The organism is Roseibium porphyridii (genome assembly GCF_026191725.2).
In the GTDB taxonomy this organism is placed as follows: domain Bacteria; phylum Pseudomonadota; class Alphaproteobacteria; order Rhizobiales; family Stappiaceae; genus Roseibium; species Roseibium porphyridii.
In genome coordinates, this window is the sequence record NZ_CP120863.1 from 1,677,470 (window position 1) to 1,696,379 (window position 18,910).

General features: G+C 55.8%; 15 protein-coding genes. 1 reads left to right on the forward strand and 14 read right to left on the reverse strand.

Translation table 11 applies throughout. The annotated features are described in order from the left end of the window. Nucleotides 1–140 precede the first annotated feature (140 nt). The 9 genes from K1718_RS07820 to K1718_RS07860 all read right to left on the reverse strand — a co-directional run bounded on the left by K1718_RS07820 (nt 141) and on the right by K1718_RS07860 (nt 10,172). Entirely contained in the window at nt 141–1,802 is a 1,662-nt protein-coding gene (locus tag K1718_RS07820) for a tetratricopeptide repeat-containing sulfotransferase family protein (RefSeq protein ID WP_265683545.1), read from the reverse strand. Nucleotides 1,803–2,446: 644 nt separating this feature from the next. Continuing rightward, a complete protein-coding gene (locus tag K1718_RS07825; RefSeq protein WP_152500403.1) occupies nt 2,447–3,532 on the reverse strand; it encodes an ABC transporter ATP-binding protein in 1,086 nt (361 codons plus the stop codon). Next, nucleotides 3,525–4,319 (reverse strand): ABC transporter permease, encoded by a 795-nt coding sequence (locus tag K1718_RS07830; RefSeq protein WP_152500404.1) that lies wholly within the window; start codon nt 4,317–4,319, stop codon nt 3,525–3,527. The genes K1718_RS07825 and K1718_RS07830 overlap by 8 nt, the downstream gene beginning before the upstream one ends. Then, a complete protein-coding gene (locus tag K1718_RS07835) occupies nt 4,316–5,302 on the reverse strand; it encodes an ABC transporter permease (protein WP_152500405.1) in 987 nt (328 codons plus the stop codon). The genes K1718_RS07830 and K1718_RS07835 overlap by 4 nt, the downstream gene beginning before the upstream one ends. Nucleotides 5,303–5,382: 80 nt before the next feature. Beyond that, complete coding sequence (locus tag K1718_RS07840; RefSeq protein WP_152500406.1) at nt 5,383–6,489, reverse strand: ABC transporter substrate-binding protein; 1,107 nt, start codon at nt 6,487–6,489, stop codon at nt 5,383–5,385. Between the two features lie 44 nt (nt 6,490–6,533). Beyond that, on the reverse strand, nt 6,534–7,628 hold the full coding sequence (locus tag K1718_RS07845; RefSeq protein ID WP_265684676.1) for an NAD/NADP octopine/nopaline dehydrogenase family protein: 1,095 nt from the start codon (nt 7,626–7,628) through the stop codon (nt 6,534–6,536). An 8-nt stretch (nt 7,629–7,636) separates the two neighbouring features. Continuing rightward, nucleotides 7,637–8,224: a peroxidase-related enzyme gene (locus tag K1718_RS07850; RefSeq protein WP_152500408.1), complete on the reverse strand. Its 588-nt coding sequence runs from the start codon at nt 8,222–8,224 to the stop codon at nt 7,637–7,639. Then, the gene (locus K1718_RS07855; protein WP_247649363.1) at nt 8,221–8,700 is read right to left on the reverse strand and encodes a CMD domain-containing protein; all 480 of its coding nucleotides are present in this window, start codon (nt 8,698–8,700) and stop codon (nt 8,221–8,223) included. Before K1718_RS07855 ends, K1718_RS07850 begins: the two co-directional genes overlap by 4 nt. 2 nt (nt 8,701–8,702) lie before the next feature. Further along, a complete protein-coding gene (locus K1718_RS07860; protein ID WP_265683550.1) occupies nt 8,703–10,172 on the reverse strand; it encodes an NAD(P)-binding domain-containing protein in 1,470 nt (489 codons plus the stop codon). 320 nt (nt 10,173–10,492) lie between these two features. Between K1718_RS07860 and K1718_RS07865 the strand changes: the two genes are divergently transcribed. Then, nucleotides 10,493–11,425, forward strand: coding sequence for a LysR family transcriptional regulator (locus K1718_RS07865; protein ID WP_265683552.1), 933 nt, complete (start codon nt 10,493–10,495; stop codon nt 11,423–11,425). Between the two features lie 105 nt (nt 11,426–11,530). On the opposite strand, the gene K1718_RS07870 is transcribed toward K1718_RS07865, so the two are convergent. The 5 genes from K1718_RS07870 to K1718_RS07890 form a co-directional block, all read right to left on the reverse strand. Continuing rightward, nucleotides 11,531–13,963, reverse strand: a complete 2,433-nt coding sequence (locus K1718_RS07870; protein WP_265683554.1) for a GcvT family protein — start codon at nt 13,961–13,963, stop codon at nt 11,531–11,533. A gap of 8 nt (nt 13,964–13,971) precedes the next feature. Then, nucleotides 13,972–14,847: a phosphotransferase gene (locus K1718_RS07875; protein WP_265683556.1), complete on the reverse strand. Its 876-nt coding sequence runs from the start codon at nt 14,845–14,847 to the stop codon at nt 13,972–13,974. A 2-nt stretch (nt 14,848–14,849) separates the two neighbouring features. After that, on the reverse strand, nt 14,850–16,835 hold the full coding sequence (locus K1718_RS07880; RefSeq protein WP_265683558.1) for an ABC transporter permease: 1,986 nt from the start codon (nt 16,833–16,835) through the stop codon (nt 14,850–14,852). Beyond that, the gene (locus K1718_RS07885) at nt 16,832–17,845 is read right to left on the reverse strand and encodes a quaternary amine ABC transporter ATP-binding protein (RefSeq protein ID WP_265683560.1); all 1,014 of its coding nucleotides are present in this window, start codon (nt 17,843–17,845) and stop codon (nt 16,832–16,834) included. Before K1718_RS07885 ends, K1718_RS07880 begins: the two co-directional genes overlap by 4 nt. A 117-nt stretch (nt 17,846–17,962) precedes the next feature. After that, nucleotides 17,963–18,895, reverse strand: coding sequence for an ABC transporter substrate-binding protein (locus K1718_RS07890; RefSeq protein WP_152500416.1), 933 nt, complete (start codon nt 18,893–18,895; stop codon nt 17,963–17,965). Nucleotides 18,896–18,910 lie beyond the last annotated feature (15 nt).

Sequence of the window (18,910 nt, forward strand, 5' to 3'; positions counted from 1 at the left end):
TGGATCAGGTTGGATACGCGAGCAGGAGAGGTAAGGTGGATGGTGACCCATTTTACAGGTCAGGTCGCGATGCTTGTCTAAGGTGCTGCCTTATTCGAAAACAGACTTCCAACCGGATGCGAGAAATGAAGAGACCTCCTTCAAGCACCTCTTTGTCTCTCTATTGAGGCATCATTGTCAGGATTGTTTGTCGTGCAGCCAGGCTTGGGGAGATGAGACTGTTCTCCTTCGCGCAGTTCACGTGGAGCCAACGAGCCAAGCGCATCGAAGAGATCCGTGAGCAGGTTTTTGTATCGGCGCCAGCGTCCTATAGAGGATCGAAATATCGGCCTGCGAACCTGCAGGTTGGAAAAAGTCGTGATCGGGCTGCTGCCCTTATAGAACTCGAGACATTCCTCTTCCCATTCGAGCCCGCATTGTTCCAATAGTTTATGGCTCTCACCCAGCTGGTCATCGACCAGCTTTTCATAACTCAACCGATGTAACTGTACGGGCAACACTTGCTGCCAATGCTCCATTAAATTCGCATATGCATGGAAATACCGACCAACCGATTGCTGCGTCAGGCAATAGCTATGTGCCGGAGATAGTGCGTGAGACAGAAGCGAAATGCAGGTATCGGCAGGACAACGACAACAATGAACAAAGGCCGCATTTGGAAATAGAAGGCTCATCAGCCAAAGCATTTCGTAATTGTGCGGCATCTTGTCGGTGACACGGTCGGCTCGTTTGTCGACATCGTTCAACGCACTCAAATAGCCTTTGGCAAAAGTCTTGAAATCACGAGCTTCCATGCTCTTCAGCCGTGTTTCAAGTGCCGTGCTTGGTGCCCGGGTCAAGCCAAGGTCTTGCTGAAGATGTCTGAAGTAGGAAATCTCCGCTCCGCTGGCGACGTGCGAATGACGGCTGATAATCTGCTCTGCCAGCGTGGTTCCGGATCTTGGCATCCCAAAAATGAAAACCGGTCGCTTGCTCTTGTCTCCAAATTCCAGCCGGCTTGAAAAGAAGTCCTTGTTAAAAACTTCCTTCATAAAAGCCATGCGTTCTTCATACTTAACCTGATCAAAGTCCGAATATCTAAGTTTCCGAGCGCTGCGATAGTGCTGCACCGCGCGCTCAGTATCGCCGATGTCGTAGTAAATCTTGCCTGCAGCCCAATGCAAATTGGACTTTTCTGTATTTGCCTGAGCCACGTTTTTCAGCAGCTCTTCGATCTGGCTGAGTTCCTCCGGTCTCGACTGGTAAGTCTTTGTCATTGTTAGAAATTGGTAAGCCGCCGGCAGTTCTTTCTTTTGGGAAATCGCGAGTTCAAACCAAGTGACCGCGTCTTCGATATTGCCTACCGAAACCTCAAGCTGCCCCATACCAATCAAGGCATAGCCATTGTTCGCCTCAATCTTCAGCGCAGCTTCAAAACTTGCGCGGGCCAGGTCTGGTTGCCTCTTTCTTGTATAAAGATCTCCAAGCTGGGCGTGAAAGTCGGCAACGTTGGGGCTGAGCAAAATCGCTTTCTTGAGAGACTTTTGAGCGGACTTCAGATCACCGGCATTCAGCAGTGCCAATCCGAGAAGTTGATGAACCTGCGGGTGTTTGGGAGCTTTGTCGGCGGCAATATTAAGACGGGCAATCGCCAACCCAATATCTCCGGCCTGATAAGCTGCGATGCCAAGCGTGAAATTTGCCTGAGCGTTGTTCGGATCCCGTTTGAGAATGTCTTCAAAAAGACCGAATGCGATGGAAAGTCGTCCAGCATGTTGATGAGACAAGGCTATTTGCACAAGGCGCGCTAGTTCCGAACTCATATCAATTCCAATAGACCTATTGATGCGAAGAAATGATGTGTTGGTTGAAGCGGCCTGCAGTCATCATGGTGGGTGAGAATTCAAATATTCACCTTAGTTTCAATTGGTTCTCTGCCCTGATCCGAGAGAGCCGAATTTCGCTTCGGACAGGCAGACTATTGTCAATTTGTCGTAGAAGTGTGCCAGGCGTACCACTGATTTGTAGAAAGTTGTATCAGCCCGAAAACGCAACCAATCATATAGATGGTCGCGAAATTCCCCTTGGAGATTGCCGGGATATCGCCAACAACGAATCCCAAGCCGTTCACGGTCCTGAAAGGACCGGACCTGCGTTTGTTTCAGGTGTTTGGAGAGACTTACGCGTGAGAGGATTGGTGACGCTTCTTTTCCCTAGAAGGGGACCCTAAAGTTCTTAGGCATTTCGGCACAGTTCCAGCGTTCACGATCAAAAAATAGCCTTGAGCTTTATTGAACAGCTCACCCACGACGTTGCTTCTGCTGCGACGTCCAAAAGGTGTCTTCAATCGGATTGGAGCGGAAAGCGACAACGGCAATAGATCGCAGACGAAATGTTGAAACTGGAAACTATAGACGGCTAACTATTGCAAATTCGCCTGTGACGGACATTCGTGTCGTCTTCAGCTCTATGTGCGAAGCACCGCCATGCTGTCACTATCCCATCCAATCCAAACCGGCTCTGAGCCGATTGATTGTCCGACATCCGCATCTACGAAGGCGCGAAGTCTTGCGCCCTGTGCTTCTTCGACAATCAGGTCGAGCGTCATGCGGCTGCCGAGAAAAGTCTTGCCGACAACGGTTCCCTTAACTGCATTAGAGTGCTCCGGACGTGCCGCGTGGAAGGCGAGTTTTTCCAATCGGATTGATGCCGTGATGGTATCGCCAACCTGGGGGACATGACCTGGCGACAGACCTTTTAGCGTCTTGCCAAACCAGTCCATCACAATCGCATCGCCATCTTGACCGCGCATTTTGCAGGTCAGGAGGTTTGTCTCACCGATGAATTCGGCGACAAACCTGGTTGCGGGATGGAAATAAAGTTCCTCGGGCGTTCCGTCCTGTTCAACGCGGCCTTGGTTCATGACCACGATCCGGTCTGACATTGTCAGAGCTTCTTCCTGGTCGTGGGTTACGAAGAAGAAAGTCTTGTCGGTTCGCCGCTGGATTGCCTTGAGTTCCTGCTGAACCTGACCGCGAAGTTTCGCATCAAGCGCCGCGAGCGGCTCATCAAGTAGCAGTAGGGCGGGATCAGGTGCGAGCGCCCGAGCCAACGCCACACGCTGTCGCTGTCCACCCGACAGTTGACCTGGGTATCGGTCTCCAAAATTGTCCAATTCCAGAAACGACATAATTTCATCCTGCCGGAGGCGAATATCAGTCTTGTTCATCCCTTTGAGTTCAAGGCCGAAAGAGATGTTCTGGCGAACGGTCATATGAGGGAACAGAGCATAATCCTGAAACACCATGTTCACATGGCGCTTCTCCGGTGGCTGCCGCGTAACGTCAACATCATCCAGAATGACGCGCCCCGATGTTGGTCGCTCAAAGCCCCCAAGAATTCTGAGCGTCGTGGACTTGCCGCAACCGGACGGGCCAAGGAAGGTGACGAATTCACCCCGGGCGATATCAAGCGTGAGGTTGTCCAACGCGACGGTCTCGCCGAACTTCTTGGTCACACCCTCGATGCGAACAAGGGCATTCGTATCAGTCATTTCGGGACTCCTTGTTCATACGTCGGGTGAAACGTTCCGCCCATATGCCGATTGCAGCCGTCAGGATCAGCGCGATTGTCGCAATGGCATTGATTTCCGGCGACATGCCGGATCTGAGCTTGGCGAATATCAGGACAGGCAACGTCGGCTCATAACCTCCCAGGAAGAAGGAACGGACGAAATCATCAAAGCTGAGCAACAGGCAAAAGATGCTGGCTCCCAGAATTGCAGGAACAAGATAGGGCAGGGTGATCCGCAAGAACGCCAGAATAGGGTCGGCACCAAGGTCTCGCGCCGCCTCAATCTGGCTTTTCGGCAATGTCGACAGCCGTGCCATGAGCACCAAGGCCACAAAAGGTACGTTGTGAACAGCGTGCGCCCACACAATAGCGCCCATTCCCGGTTCGATGCCGAGCCACCTTGCATAGATCCGAAAGGCAATCGCGGAAATAATACCGGGGACGAGCGCAGGCAAAATTGTCAGGCCGAAAATTGCGGTCCGGCCAAGGAACTTCCTGCCTTCCAAGAGGACTGCAATCCAGGTTCCGACGAAAACGGAGATGACCGTTGCGAGAACTGCAATGACAACCGAATAGATAAATGCCGACGGTACCGCCGCATCGTCGAAGACGCCGGTGTACCAGTCGAGTGTCCACGAGCGGATCGGAAAGCCGATAAACTTGCTGTCTTTGAAGCCCATGACAATCATCAGGACCAGAGGGACGAAGACGTAGAGAACAAACGCCCAGTAGACACAAGAGAGCAGGATACGATTGCCCCGGTTCAATTCCTGTCTCCTTTGCGTAGAGAGTTCATCAGTTTCTGGAAGACGCCGGTCAGGAATATCGCGGCAATGAACATGATTGTCGCAAAGGCGGCACCTGTCGGCCATTCATCGCCAGCGACATGGAAGAACCCGGCGATCGTTTCGGCAAATACGGTCGTGGAAGGACCACCGAGCAGAACCGGAGTTGCATAGAACCCTGTCGATATCAGGAACACCAGCGTACATCCTGACGAGATCCCTTCCAGCGTGAGGGGAAGAGTAACCCGGCGAAAGCGGGTCCATGCCGAAGCGCCGAGGTCGGCGGCAGCTTCATTGTAGCTTCTGGGAAGTTTTTCCAATGCCGAATACAGCGGTAAAAGCATGTAAAGTGCAGTCAGGTAGACGATCCCGACACCCATGGAAAAGCTGGTGTACATGAACGGGATCGGCTGATCGATAAGGCCCAGCCACTTGAGCAACTGGTTCACCGCTCCGGTGTTTCCCAGAAGGATCATGATTGCATAGGTGCGGACGATTTCACCGACCCAGAACGGGATCAGCAATAGAAGAAGCATCAGCATCTGGTTCTTGCGGCTGACGTGACGCGCCAGAAAATAGGCGACGGGATAAGTCAGGATCAAAGTGCAAAAAGTGAAGACGCTGGCAAAGATGAGCGTGCGGAAAAACGGCTGCCAGAAAATATAGTCGCCAAAGAAACGCGCATAATTGTCGAGGGTGAAATGCTGCTCCACCCCGGGTGCAACCGGATAGGCATCGGTAAAGCTCACCCGAAGCATCTGCAGCATTGGTCCAAGGTGTTGCGTGAGCACCCATAGCAAAGGAAAGGTAGCAAGGATCAGGAACTGACGTCGCGGCGACGCGGTTGCGAGCCCGACAACAACCCGATAAGGCGTCCAGCTTGACAATGTGCCCCAGAAGGTCAGACCTTTTCTTTCCATGGTGTCAGAGCCGCGGCCAGTGCGTGGAGCGACATCATCGCTCATGCCAGTTTCCCCCAATGTGACTTGATTGCCTTGCCCGCCTCACGGGCGGACAAGGTCTTTCTGATCTTCAGAGCGACAGCTCAGGCAGCCTTGATGGCTTCAACGGCCGGATCGACAAGCCCGTACTTCATCTCATTCGCTTCAGCGCGGAAGAACTGCAGGTTTTCAAGTTCGTCGTCCGAGAATGAAGTCGATTTCTTTTCAAGGTCCGTCAGATAGTTCGATGCATCCTTGTAGGTGGAGATGAAGCCGGAGGCCTTGGTCATCGACGCACCGATTTCCGGAGAGGCCAAGATGGCATCCAGGAACGTGTAAGCGTTGTCAGCATTCGGAGCGTTGTTGGCAATGTTGTAGGTGTAGACAAAGCCGTAAGACCCTTCCTGCGGGATGGTCATGGCCAGCGGGAACCCATCGTTGATGAGCGCCGCGGCAGGGCCATTCCAGCTGTGCCCAAGAGCAATGTCCTGGTTGATGAACATCTGCTGTACTTCAGCGCCACTGTCATAATATTTCCTGACAAGCGGTTTCTTCTCGATCAGGAACGCCTTGGCTTCTTCGACAATCGCAGCTGCTTTTTCAGGGTCATCGAGATAAGCAACCATATTCCCGTCGTAGCCCATCTTGAGCATGACGATCGACATCATGTCCTGGATGATATAGGCGGTCTGGCCCTTATACTTTTCCGAAAAGAGAACGTCCCAGCTCCTGGCTTCCTCGGGGGTGACAAGCTCGGTGTTGTAAGCGAGTACTTCCATGCCGGACAGGATAGGTGCACCCCACTTATGCCCATTGATGGTCGACCAGTCGCTCTCGGAAAATGTCGGGTTGATGTTCCCCCAGTTGCTCAGCCGACCGGTGTCGAGCGGGGCAAGCAGGTCGCTGTCTATGAATTGCAGGAAACGGTGACCGGCCACGGTCATGATGTCCACTGTGGGATTGGGCGCTTCGGCGGCGAGCAGGTTGAACTGCTTGCCCTGGTCATCAACCAGGCGAATATTCACCTTAATTCCGGTGTCCGCCTCGAACTGTTTCTTGAAGGCCTCGGGAACAAAATCGTTGTACGTCCAGATGTTCACTTCACCGCCTGCAGCACTCGCACGGCGAAGATAGGCAGGACTGGCAAGAGTTGCTGCCCCAATGGCAGCAGTACCCAGGAAGCGTCGGCGGTCAATGGTAAGTTTGGTCATCTTAGCGTCTCCTAGTCGGTTAAGTTTGGTCCATCCTTTTTTGTTTAAGTTTGTGGCGTGGATGGTCTATGCAGCACCCCGGTGCGGGACGCATGCTGCAAGTCGCAAAGGCTGAAGCTTTCCAATTCCAACGCATGGAGGAATTCGTTTTCGAGCGCGAATTCCCGGTCATACATTGCTGAAAATAACCTAATGCCGGCTTCATGTAACGTGGCAGGCCTGTCTACCAACCGGCCCAGAACTACGGTCACCTGCAGTCCATATGGAACATCTTCGGTCACGTAACGGCTGTCTGCCGTTGCCGGTCCAAGGCCGCCATAACCATGCGTGTGCATCTGTTGGTTCATTTCGGAAATGGATCCAACAGGCACGTGGAAACTCTGGTGGAAGTGTTCGAAGATCGTTTTAACCTTCAGATCCAGCGCCTTGGCGATTGCAAGACGCTCAAGGTCGAGTTTCTCCAGCAATCGTCCTACCTTCGGCGTGACATTCAGTCCCTGGCTCCAGTCCTCACCACGCTCCATCCGGGTGATGTTGCAAAGGGCGATTCCGAGGTGGTTCTGCGGATTGAGATTGGACAGCAAAATGGCCAGCAAGCCATCGCGTGGCATAAAGCGGTCGCCGAACAAACTCTTGCAAAGGGCCAGTCCGTGATCTGTTTCAGCTTCGGGCACGGTGCACAGATCAACCCGGTTTCGTATGGTGTTGACGCGTACCCTGGGTCCTTGCTCGCGGCGGCCCGAGACGATAGTCGTGCCCCATGCGGTGACGGGTGCCGATACGCCACGCGCTGCCAAAGCCTGCGTAAGATAGACAGCGCCGAAAGACGCATGGGATGAGATAATGACGTGCTGCCCCTCGCGAATATGGGGGGCCAGCGCATCCATGATTTGTTTGTGCCCGGTTGCCGGCAAGGCGATGATCAGTGCATCGTTCGCCTCGGCCAGCTCCTGTGCCGATTGGGCTATTGCAGGCATAAATTCTTCTTCGAACACCCCGTGAGCCTGCAAGGGCTTTGTTTCGAAGGCGGTCGTGCTTCTACCCGACGGCGACCAGAGTGTCGGAAGATGCTTGTTCCTGTACAAAAGTGCTGCCGTGCCGCACGCGATTGATCCGGCACCTGCAATGCCTATACGCATCTGATCCTTCATGCCGTCTCCTTTCGACCCACCGGGTCGCCCAAAACGTGCATCAGGCGATTTGCCCATCCGAACAAAGAGGATGACAAGATCAGATCGAAGATCTCTTCATCTGAGAGGCCTGCATCTGACAGTTTTTCGATATCTTCAGGACCAGCTGAAGGCGGTGCCTCAGCGGCCTTGCGCGCAAAGTCGAAAATCGCACGGTTTCTCGGGCTGAGATCGGCATTGCTGCCGTTCAGGAACAGCTCGTCCGTCACGGTTTCGTCTTTGGCAAGTTTTGCATGGCGGTCCGCATGAACTGCTGCGCAATAAATGCAGCGATTGACCATGGATGCCGCCAAAGCACCAAGTTCACGCTCTTCACGTGACATGCCGCCACGATCATACATGATCGCGTTGAACAGCGGGGAGCGAACCGAAAGGCTCTCGACATCATGGGCAAGGGTCAAGACGTAGGCCGACACCTTGGTGTTGGAGGGGGTCACCTTGAGCGCGTCGAGCTGCTCCTGAGTGGCTTCTTCCAGTTTCACCGGCTTCAGGCGCGGACGCCATTCGGGAACCTTGCGCGTGAATTTGTGGACGATCCGGGTCACGTGCTTTTTCCATTCATCAGGCGCAATCCGGAAATCACACGTATCTGGAAAGCAAGGAAGGCAACCAATTCACACAGCCGAACGATATCGGCATCGGCAACACCTGCTTCCTGCAGGTCCGAAATATCGTTGGCAGCAGCATCCCGGGTCTGATTTGCGATTTTGTCGACGAAAGACAAAACCACAGCCAAATCTGCATGCTGCTCACACGGGTCTCCCAGCTCTCCCAAAGCCGCGTATTGTCCGGCCTGAGCTACATAATATGCCGTCAATGCTTCATCTCCGGCGAGGCGCGAGACGCGTGCGGCTATCGCTGCGCGAAGGTCGTGGGGAAAGGCGCCTGTTTCCTTCGGACGCAAAACGGCTTCCTCGGCAGACTGCGTCATGCCAATGATGTTGCCGCGCATCGATACCACCCTGGACAAGGTGCTATCCGGTGCAACACCGGCCTGGGTAAGGATTGTGAGGTCAGACATATTCATACCGCCTCGCTCTCCCTTCGTTGTGCTTCCAGCGGCAGCTCGGTCGGTTGCCATTCATCGCCATGAAGTTCCGGCGTGTCGTAGTCCTGCATCCCCTGCCAGTGGGCCTCTATATCCTCTCCGTAGAGCGAAGCCGCGACGGAGCGAGACAGCCATGCGGCACCATCACTGATGCCTGGAATGTCGCCGCTCACCTTGCCCAGGCTCGCCGATGCGCCGTAGTTGAAGCAGTAGACATTCTTCAGCCATGGAGCTTTGCCTGGGTTCTTCTCCCTGAAAGTGAAATCGGAATTCAGATAGGGAAACCGCCCCAGATCCGCAGACTCTTCGCCGGCAGGTGGGGTGTAGACGTCATGCCAGAGAAGGATCTCCGCTGCCGTTTCACCGAATTCCGTCCGCGCCATTGGGTCAATGACAAATCCGGTCCCAAGGATGACGAAGTCCGCCTGGTAGGATGTACCGTCTGCAAAATGGAGGAGTGCTCCGCCGCCGGACTGATCTATCCGCGTCGTTGCCTTGTCGAAATGAAAGTAAGCATTCGGGTGGTGGCTGACCCGCAAGGTTGATCCGCGCGGAGAGGGGGTTTGCGTTGCGAAGCTGTATTGCATGAAACGCCAGCGCCATTCGTCGGGCAAGGCGGCATAACCGGCAGTAAATCCATAACTGCCAATGCCCATCATTTTATTGATTGTCGGCATCTCCTTGCGGCGAACCAGGTGACGCACTTCCGCTGCGCCGTGCTCCAGTGCTTCTGCCGAATTGTCGACTGCCGACGCGCCAACACCAATAACGGCAACGCGCTTCTCCTTCAGAGCGGCAAAGTCGATTTCGTCTGCGCTATGCGCCCAAAGATGCTTCGGCAGCTCCTTCATGAATTCGGGAATATTCGGGCCGCCCGTTCCGTCGCGTCCCGTTGCAAAGATCAGTTTGCGGGTTTGAATGGTTCCCGTTTCCGCACCCGAGACTGTGAGCCGCAACAGGTCCCCATCGGGCTCCACATGATCGACCGAAACGTTGTTTTCGATCGGGATCTTGAGGACCTTGCGATACCAGCAAAGGTAGTCCATCCACATCGTGCGGGGGATCTTGTCCAGTTCGTCCCAGTCTTTCGTGCCGAACTGGGCACGGAACCAGGCCTGAAATGTCAGGGAACCGTGTCCGAAGGCAGGGCCGGTCAGAAACTTGGGAGACCGAAGGGTTTCCATGCGGGCGTATCCCAGCCAGGGACCTTCGTAGCCTTTGGTGGCCCGATCGAGAACGCGGATATTGTGAATTCCGCCTGTTCTCAAAGCCAGCCAGGCAACCATCCCGCACATTCCGCCACCAATGATGACGACGTCTGTCACATCCGCTCTTCGCGGTATCCAGTCCTTGGAGGGGTAGCAAAGCAGATCCAGATCATCCTTGAGACGGGCTTCGAGCACCGCCAGGCCTTGCGAGTCTATTGAGGACAGTATTTTTGTCATCTTACATGCCCTCCAGGAATTTCTTAGAACCGACGATCATTGGCAAGTTGACACCTCGACCCGGGTTGGAGAAGTGCGTTTTGCAGGGCTGCCTGGGAAAAGCTTGGCAGATTGAGTCGCCTGCAACAGCGAAGCCCCTGGATTTCGGAGCAGAAGTATTCGAACAGATCTGATCCTGGCCGAACTTGCCCCCAACAACCGCGTTCACAAATCCAAGTGTCATTGCGCCGGTCCCCTTACCGATCGCATAGTAGCTTGCTATGCTAATTTTGCATACTGACGCGTCAATGATAGCTTACCGTAATGATAGGTTCTCTAATATGTCAACACTGAATAATGGGCGGCCTGACATTCGCTCAATGGAAGCTTTTGCCGCTGTGGTCCGCTACGGGTCCATGACGGCCGCCGCCCAGAGGTTGTCAATCAGCCAGCCGGCTGTGACGAGAATGGTCAAGGATTTGGAGGCGCGCGTAGGTTTTGCGTTGTTCGAGCGGAACGGGCCAAAAATCTCTCCGACCGCCAAGGGGATCAAATTTTTTGAAGAATCCCAGCGTGTTATGGCAAACCTGTCGCAATTGACGGAACGGGCTCATGCGATCAGAGACGAAAGGTTAGCTGCTATCGACATCGTTGCGACTCCGACAATGTCCGCAGGACTGGTCGGACCGGTGCTGTCACGCGTCGCTGACGTATTGCCTGATTTTGTTCATGTCGAAACGACAACTTCAGAACGGGTTCTGCACGCACTTCGTCAACGCACGGCCGACCTTGGGTTTTCAGCCTATCCGAGTGAGCACGACCGCTTGAAATGCCTTGCTCGTTTTGACTCTCTGGTCGTCGCCGTGGTCCGGAAGGGGAGCCGCTTTGATGGTGACGAGCCGATCCCGCTCTCGGTGTTCGCAAGCGAAAGAATGGCAACCATCTGCAACGGTTACGGTGTTCGTGACGCCATCAATCGCGCACTTGGCGAAGCAGGCATAAGACCTTCGTCTGAAATTGCCACCAACTCGTCCCTGAGCGCGGCAATGGCGGCGCGGGCAGGGTTGGGGGTCGCTCTCTGTGATCCGGTAACTGCACTTGGCGTGCCGATTGAAGGTGTGTCAATCCGGCCTTTGACGGCCAAGATTAGCTACGCATGGGGTTTGTTCGCCGACGACGAGAACCCACTGAGAGATCGTCTCAATCTGGTGGTCGAAGCTTGCGTTGCCGAAAGCGAGCAGATCATTCAAGGTGTTGAAAAGCTTTGGAACTAATGCATCTCGAACGTACTCTCCGTAACGTTTCCGGGCACCCGGTGAGGAGCCCTCAAAAGGTAGCAAACGAAGCATCATTTTGAGTTTTCAAGACCGCTAACTGACTCAGGTCTTGATCCGCTCCATTTTTGGGTCAAACAGCGGAGCAAGCGTGACGTCGGCTTTTACCCGCTCGGTTCCGACTTCAATTTCATAGTCGGCGGATAGGACATGGTCTCTCGTAACGCCGTCCGGATGCCGGACGTAGCCAATTCCGATACTCTTGCCGAGCGTATGGCCATAGCCGCCCGAACTCAGCCAGCCACAGCGTTCACCATTGCGGTAAATCGTTTCCCGTCCGGACAGGATGACGTCGCCGTCGGTCGTGAAGGTTGCGAGCATTTTCTTCACGCCGTTCTCGCGCTGTTGCTGCACGGCGCTGCGGCCCTTGAAGTCGGCATTGGTCTTCATCTTGACAGCCCAGCCGAGGCCGGCCTCGTCCGGTGTATGGTCCGGCCCGATATCTGATCCCCAGGCGCGATATCCTTTTTCAAGGCGCAGCGTTTCTATTGCGCGGTAGCCGGCGTTGCGCAGGCCGAATTCTTTCCCGGCATCGTGCAGCGCGTCATAGACTGATTGTGCGTATTCGGTCGGCAAGTGCAGTTCCCAGCCAAGTTCACCGACATAGGTAATGCGCAGCGCGAGGACCGGACAGCCGGCAATTCCGATCCGGTGCGCCTGACCGAAGGGAAACGCGTCGTTGCCGACGTCAGCCCGGGTGCAGGCAGCAAGAATGTGCCGCGCTTTTGGCCCGAAAAGCGAGAGCACCGCATTCGACGATGTGACATCGATGAGCTCGGCCCTCAATCCGTCCGGAATGTTGCGTCCGATCCAGTCAAAGTCGTGTGTGGCAAAGCCGGTTCCGGTGACGATATAATATTCATCGATGGACGTTCGCACGCAGGTGAGGTCGCATTCGATCCCACCGCGGTCGTTCAGCATCTGCGTATAGATGATCGAGCCCACCGGCTTGTCCACGCGGTTTGCGGCGATCCAGCTCAGTGCGGCTTCGGCATCCGGGCCTTTCAGGATGAATTTTGCGAAAGACGTCTGGTCAAACAGGACGGCGGCTTCACGGGCTGCCTTGTGTTCCCTGCCGACCGGAGCGTGCCAGTTCGGACGTTCGAACGTGTAGATATCGCGTGCTTCCTCATCGGCTTCGGCATACCAGTTTGGGCGCTCCCAGCCGAGTTTCTCACCGAAAACAGCCCCGGCCGATTTTAACCGATCATAAAGCGGCGACCGGCGGCAGGGCCGGCCACTGTCGTGTTCTTCCGAAGGCCAGGCCATCGTGTAGTGCTTGCCATAGGCTTCCAGCGTGCGGGTTCGCACCCAGTCGGTGTCGGTGTGGGGCCGTCCAAAGCGGCGGATATCGACCGGCCAGAGGTCGTAGGGCGGTTCACCCTTTGCGACCCATTCGGCCAGTGCCATTCCTGCACCGCCGCCCGCCGCAATGCCAAAAGCGTTGAAACCGGCACCGACGAAGACATTCGCCATCTCAGGTGCTTCGCCCAGAATGAAGTTGCCGTCCGGCGTAAAGCTTTCCGGTCCGTTGACCAGTTGTTTGATGCCGACATTTTCAAGAGCGGGTACGCGCGGCAATGACAGTTCCATCAATTGCTCAAAGTGGTCGAAGTTACTGTCCAGCAGCTGATAGTCGAACGGGTCGGGTACACCGTCGACCGCCCAGGGAATACCGTTCGGCTCATATCCGCCCATGACAAGACCGCCGACTTCCTCCTTGTAGTAGGTCAGCCGGTCCGGATCGCGCAATGTCGGCAGGTTGGAGGGGACGCCGAAGGCTTCCGTGATCATGTACTGGTGTTCGACGGAAACCAGCGGCACGGTGACCCCTATCGTTGCCGCGAGCTCCCGGGTCCATTGTCCGCAGCACAGCACCAGTTTCTCGCAAGCGATATCGCCTTTGGCGGTGCGTACACCTTTAATGGTCCCGCGTTCGGTCAAAATCTCAAGAACCGATGTATTTTCAACCAGCTTTGCACCACCAGCCCGCGCGCCTTTGGCGAGTGCCTGGGTAATGTCGGAGGGGCTTGCCTGACCATCCGTTGGCAGATAGGCGGCCCCGACGACATCGCTGATATCCATCAGCGGCCAAAGCTCCTGCGCTTCCCTTGCCGTCAGCAGCTGCATGTCCAGGCCGAAACTGTGGGCCGTGGTTGCCTGGCGTTTGACCTCGGTCCAGCGTTCCTTGTTGCAGGCGAGGCGGAGGCCGCCGTTCATTTTCCAGCCGGTCGCCTGACCAGTTTCGGCTTCCAGCCTGTCGTATAGCGAGATCGAGTAACCCAGAAGCTGCGTGATATTGGCGTTGGAACGCAGCTGACCGACCAGACCTGCGGCGTGCCATGTGGAGCCGGACGTCAGGGCTGCCTTTTCGAGAAGCAGAACTTCCTGCCCCATCTGAGCCAGATGATAGGCCGTCGAACAACCGACAATGCCGCCGCCGATAATGATGATCTTCGAGGATGAGGGAAGTGTCATGAGGGCTCTCACAATTCACGGAATTTAGAAAGGGCGGCGGTCAGCCGGTCCATGTTTTCACGGGTATAGGCGGCATAGTCGAAATCAAGGCGCGAATGGATTTCCGATGTCATCGACCAGAGCGTTTCTCGCATCAGGGACGTGCATTTCATGGCCTGGTAGGCCCGCCAGTGCGTCTCTGCCGGTGCCTCGAAATACTGCTCGAGCATCGTGTTTTCCTGTGCTTCGCACAGACCATTGTTGGATGCGAGGCCGGCAAGATCGAAGAGCGGTGAGTTGAATCCGCCATATTCCCAGTCGATCAGCCAAAGTCTTTCACCGTCATCAAGAAGATTGGCTGCGAGCAGATCATTGTGCCCGACAACAAGGTCGACCGGGCCAACGGCCTTTTCGAGATCGGAGAGGGTGTCCATCAGACCAGGGAGTAAGTCAGAATGTGCCGATCTATCGGCTTTCAGGCGCGTTACGTAGGTCCGGTTCACTTGAAACGGCCAGAATGTGAGGATCGGGCTGCTCAGATGGCCGCCCAGTTCCCGATGAGCTCTGGCGACCAGATCAATTATCTTGTTCAGGTTCGCCGGGTCACGGACGTCTGCTTCCTGGAAGGTTCGCGCCTCCACGAAATTTAGGACCAGAACTCCGGGTTCCTGATGAAAGACAGCCGGAGAAACGCCTGCCATTTCAGCAGCCTGGCTGAGTGCGAGTTCGTTCCAGCGCATGACACCGTGTTCGGGAATGTCGTCGCCAAGGCGGACGACAAAACGGCGGTCACCGTCGCGCACAAGAAGATTGATGTTGGTGATGCCGCCTCCCAATGGGGTTATGTCCTGAGGGTCGGAGAAGCAGGCAAGTGCCGTGGCTCGTGCAATTGCGGTTTCAGACATGCTTAAATCCCCAGCCTTTCGCGCTGGCCTGTCGCAAGCGCGTTGATGACCCTGTCGGTGATGATTGCAATGAAAGCGACGGAAAGGCCTGCGACGATACCTTGGCCCGCGTTGGCCTTGGTCAGAGCGATATAGACTTCCTGACCAAGGTCCCTTGTGCCCACGAGCGCGGTGATTACCAGCATGGACAGTGCGAGCATTATTGTCTGGTTCAAACCCAGAAAGAGGTGCGGTGTCGCGAGCGGCAGCTTGATGCGCCAAAGCAGTTGCTGCCTGGTGCAACCGGACATCAGTCCTGCCTCGATCAGGGACGGCGGAACCTCCTTGAGGCCGTGCGCTGCGTAGCGGACGGCGGGAGCCAGTGCATAAAGGACCACGGCAATCATGGCACTGAAATCGCCGACGCGAAACAGCATGACAACCGGGATCAGATAAACAAAACTGGGCAGGGTCTGCAGCGTATCCATCAGCCCCAGGATGACGCGTCCGGCGCGTGGACTTTCTGCAGCCCAGACACCAAGCGGTATGCCGATGATCGTCGCAATCAGAACCGAGACACCGCACAAGTAAATCGTCACCATGGCCTTGGACCAAAGCCCGGAGGCGGCGATGAAAGCCATCAGAAGTCCTGCGAGCAAGCCGATCTTCCAACCACCGACCCGCCAGGCGATGAGAGCGGTCGCAACGATCCCCCAGGCCCAGGGAATTCCGCTGAAAAACTTCTTCACCGGGAGAAGTAACCATTGAAGGATCACCGTCTTGATGGCTTCGAACGTGTCGAAGAAGTTGACGTTGATCCATTGCATGGCATCAGACCAGAACGGTCCCGTCGTAATCGTCAGGGCATCCGGATAAGTCTGAACAGCCGGGACGAACTGGCCCAGAATGAGCGTTGACGCGATCACAAGAAAGACCGTTCCGGACCATGGGTGGCGCTGCAGGAGGTTCCCTTCCAAGGGGTGACGCGCGCTCCTTTCCGCGAAGGCCTGGCTTGCCCGATCGAGCGCGATCGCCATCACCACGATGCCAAGCCCAGCCTCGATGCCTCCGCCGATATCCAACCGTCGCAGGCTGGACAGAACATCGAAGCCGAGGCCGCCGGCGCCGATCATGGACGCGATGATCACCATGTTGAGCGTCAGCATGATTACCTGGTTCACACCGACCATCAGGGTCGGAACCGCTGACGGAACGAGGACCTTCCACATCATCTGCCGATTGCGGCAACCTGCCATGCGGCCCGCTTCGATCACTTCCTTCGGTACCGAGTTCAGCGCGACGATGGTTATACGGACCATGGGTGGCATGGCATAAATCACCGTTGCAACGAGTGCTGCGACGGGACCGAATCCGAACAGGATCAGGATGGGTACGAGATAGGCAAAAACCGGAACGGTCTGCATCAGGTCCAGGATCGGCCGCAGCATGCGCTCAAACCAGCGGACCCGATACGCCAGGATCCCAAGAAAAAGACCGCCAACGACGCCAATCGGAACCGAGATAAGCACCGAGGCAAGCGTCACCATGGCGCTTTCCCATTGCCCGAATACGGCAAGATAGAGAAAACAGGCCCCGACAAGAACGGATAGAAACCAGTCGCGCGCGTAGTGCCCTATCGCCATGATCGTCACGATCACCGCAACCCAGCTGAGTGCCGGGGCTATCTGTGCGGCGGCATCGCCGACGCCGCTGCTGAAGCCTTCGACCAGCAGATTGCGCAACACCTGATAGGGGGCTTCGATCAACGCCGAGATGGCACGGGTCAGGTCACGAAACGAAAAGAAGTAGAAGCCGGCGCTTTCAACCAGCCAGTCAAGAAACGCACTGATGCGGTCTTCGAGTGGCAATTCCCAACCTTTGGGGTAGCGAACGATCCAACGGGCATCGAGTGCCTTGTAGAGCTGAAAGGAGTAGCTCGACAGCAGCCAGGTGACTGCGAAAAGCGTTCCCCAGAACATCCAGCCGGACTTTGCCGCGCGCGCAATCATCTGCGTCCCACCAGCACGTCGATGACCGCCTTTCGGGAAATCTGTCCGACCGGCTTGTCACCGTCCATGACTTTGTGCGGGAGGTCCGAAGCTTCCACCGGATCGGCAATGGCTTCGATCACGGCGTTATGGAAAACTTCGCCGGCGAAGCTGTCGCCGTTCAGCGGTTCCATCACGGATGCTGCGCGGATTACCTTCGCCCGGCTGACATGGCGCGTGAACTCAGCGACATAGTCTGTTGCCGGTTGCAAAACGAGATCTTCAGGGGTCGCTACCTGTTCAATGATCCCGTCCTTCATGACCGCAATTCGATCCGCGAGCCGGATGGCCTCGTCAAAATCATGGGTGATGAAGACAATCGTCTTGTGAAGAATGTTCTGAAGCCGAAGGAACTCGTCCTGCATTTCGCGCCGGATCAGAGGATCAAGTGCGGAGAACGGTTCGTCCAGAAACCAGATTTCCGGTTCGGCGGCGAGGCTGCGGGCAATGCCGACGCGCTGCTGCTGACCGCCTGAAAGTTCGCGCGGGAAATAGCCCTCACGCCCCTTGAGACCAACCAGTTCCACGACTTCTCGAGCCCGTTCTTCGCGCGTCTTCTTGTCAACGCCCTGGATGTCGAGCGGAAAAGCAGCGTTTTCCAGAACCGTCAGATGCGGCAGCAAGGCGAATTGCTGGAACACCATGCCCATTTTCTTGCGTCGGATCTGGATCAGTTCCTCTTCACTGGCACTGAGCAGGTCCTTGTCCTCGAAACGGATTTCGCCAGCTGTGGAATCCACAAGCCGCGACATGCAACGCACAAGCGTGGACTTGCCGGAGCCTGACAGCCCCATGATGACGAAAATCTCACCCTTCCGGATCTGGACATTCACCGCCCGTACCGCTCCGATGAGATTGGCCGCCTCCAGATCGGCGGAAGAAGGAGTGGCGTTGGTCTTTAAAAAAGTATCGGCCTGCGGGCCGTATAACTTCCATACGTTCCGGCAATCGAGAATTACGGGCTTCGTCATCCAGTCCTCGGTGGAGGTTTTATTCCCTGTGTCGGGAAACTGTCTTGCCAGTCATCCGGACTGGTGTCCTGCACGCATCAAATTCGGATTGCTGCGTGCAGGAAGTATGGAACGGCCTTATTTGGCAATCCAGCCCGACCATGTGTCCTTGTTGTCGGCCATCCATGCGGCAACCGTGTCATCAACGGATTTGCCGTTGAGATCGACTTCGGTGACCATGGCGCCATAATCGGCGTTGGAGAGGTTGAAGTTCCCGATTGCCTTCGCAGCGCCCGGCCACTTGTCGGCGACACCGGCCCAGCTGACTTTCCAGATTGGGCCGCGCGGCTTGCCGCAGTCATAGGCCGCATCCGGGTTCACACCAACCGACGGATCGGCGTAGCATTCCGGTGAGAACGGCGGGAATTCAACGAATTCACCATCATATTTCGCAGGGGCCCAGTGGGGCGCATAGACCCAAAGCATGATCGGGTCTTGGCGTTGGTAAGCTGCTTCCAGTTCGGCGAAAAGGGCCGCGTCAGTGCCGGCATGAACCACCTCGAAGTCCAGTCCGAGAGCCTCGACACGCTCTTCATCAAAGCCGCCCCAGGTAACGGGTCCGCCAAGGTAGCGGCCGAATGGCGCAGTTTCAGGCGTCGAGAATTCTTCAGCACAATCCTTCAGAGCTTCCCAGTTGGGGAGGCCGGGGCAGCGCTCTTTCATGTAGGACGGGTACCACCATTCCTCGATTGCCTGGAGGCCGGTTTCGCCAAGATTGACGACATTTCCTGTCGCGAAGGCCTCGTCCATCGCTTCGCGCCCGGTCGTTTCCCAAATTTCCATGGCGACATGCAAGTCGCCCGTCTTCAGGCCTGCGAATTGGGCAATATAGTCGGCTTGAACATATTCGACGTTATAGCCGGCTTCCTTCAGAACTTCGCCCATGAGCTTGGTTGTGATCAGCTGGCCGGACCAGTCATGAAGAGTAAGTTTGATCGGATCACTGGACTCGGCCGCGAGTGCAGGCGCGACTGCCAACATTGCGGACAGTGCTAAAGAAACGCGCTTCATATTTTCCTCCCTGAC

Bases quoted from the DNA above. Each gene is read 5' to 3' on its own strand.
- K1718_RS07880 (WP_265683558.1), bottom strand. From the start codon at position 16,835: ATGATTGCGCGCGCGGCAAAGTCCGGCTGGATGTTCTGGGGAACGCTT.
- K1718_RS07885 (WP_265683560.1), bottom strand. From the start codon at position 17,845: ATGACGAAGCCCGTAATTCTCGATTGCCGGAACGTATGGAAGTTATAC.
- K1718_RS07845 (WP_265684676.1), bottom strand. From the start codon at position 7,628: ATGCGTATAGGCATTGCAGGTGCCGGATCAATCGCGTGCGGCACGGCA.
- K1718_RS07865 (WP_265683552.1), top strand. From the start codon at position 10,493: ATGTCAACACTGAATAATGGGCGGCCTGACATTCGCTCAATGGAAGCT.
- K1718_RS07890 (WP_152500416.1), bottom strand. From the start codon at position 18,895: ATGAAGCGCGTTTCTTTAGCACTGTCCGCAATGTTGGCAGTCGCGCCT.
- K1718_RS07870 (WP_265683554.1), bottom strand. From the start codon at position 13,963: ATGACACTTCCCTCATCCTCGAAGATCATCATTATCGGCGGCGGCATT.
- K1718_RS07855 (WP_247649363.1), bottom strand. From the start codon at position 8,700: ATGTCTGACCTCACAATCCTTACCCAGGCCGGTGTTGCACCGGATAGC.
- K1718_RS07835 (WP_152500405.1), bottom strand. From the start codon at position 5,302: ATGAGCGATGATGTCGCTCCACGCACTGGCCGCGGCTCTGACACCATG.
- K1718_RS07840 (WP_152500406.1), bottom strand. From the start codon at position 6,489: ATGACCAAACTTACCATTGACCGCCGACGCTTCCTGGGTACTGCTGCC.
- K1718_RS07875 (WP_265683556.1), bottom strand. From the start codon at position 14,847: ATGTCTGAAACCGCAATTGCACGAGCCACGGCACTTGCCTGCTTCTCC.
- K1718_RS07860 (WP_265683550.1), bottom strand. From the start codon at position 10,172: ATGACAAAAATACTGTCCTCAATAGACTCGCAAGGCCTGGCGGTGCTC.
- K1718_RS07825 (WP_152500403.1), bottom strand. From the start codon at position 3,532: ATGACTGATACGAATGCCCTTGTTCGCATCGAGGGTGTGACCAAGAAG.
- K1718_RS07820 (WP_265683545.1), bottom strand. From the start codon at position 1,802: ATGAGTTCGGAACTAGCGCGCCTTGTGCAAATAGCCTTGTCTCATCAA.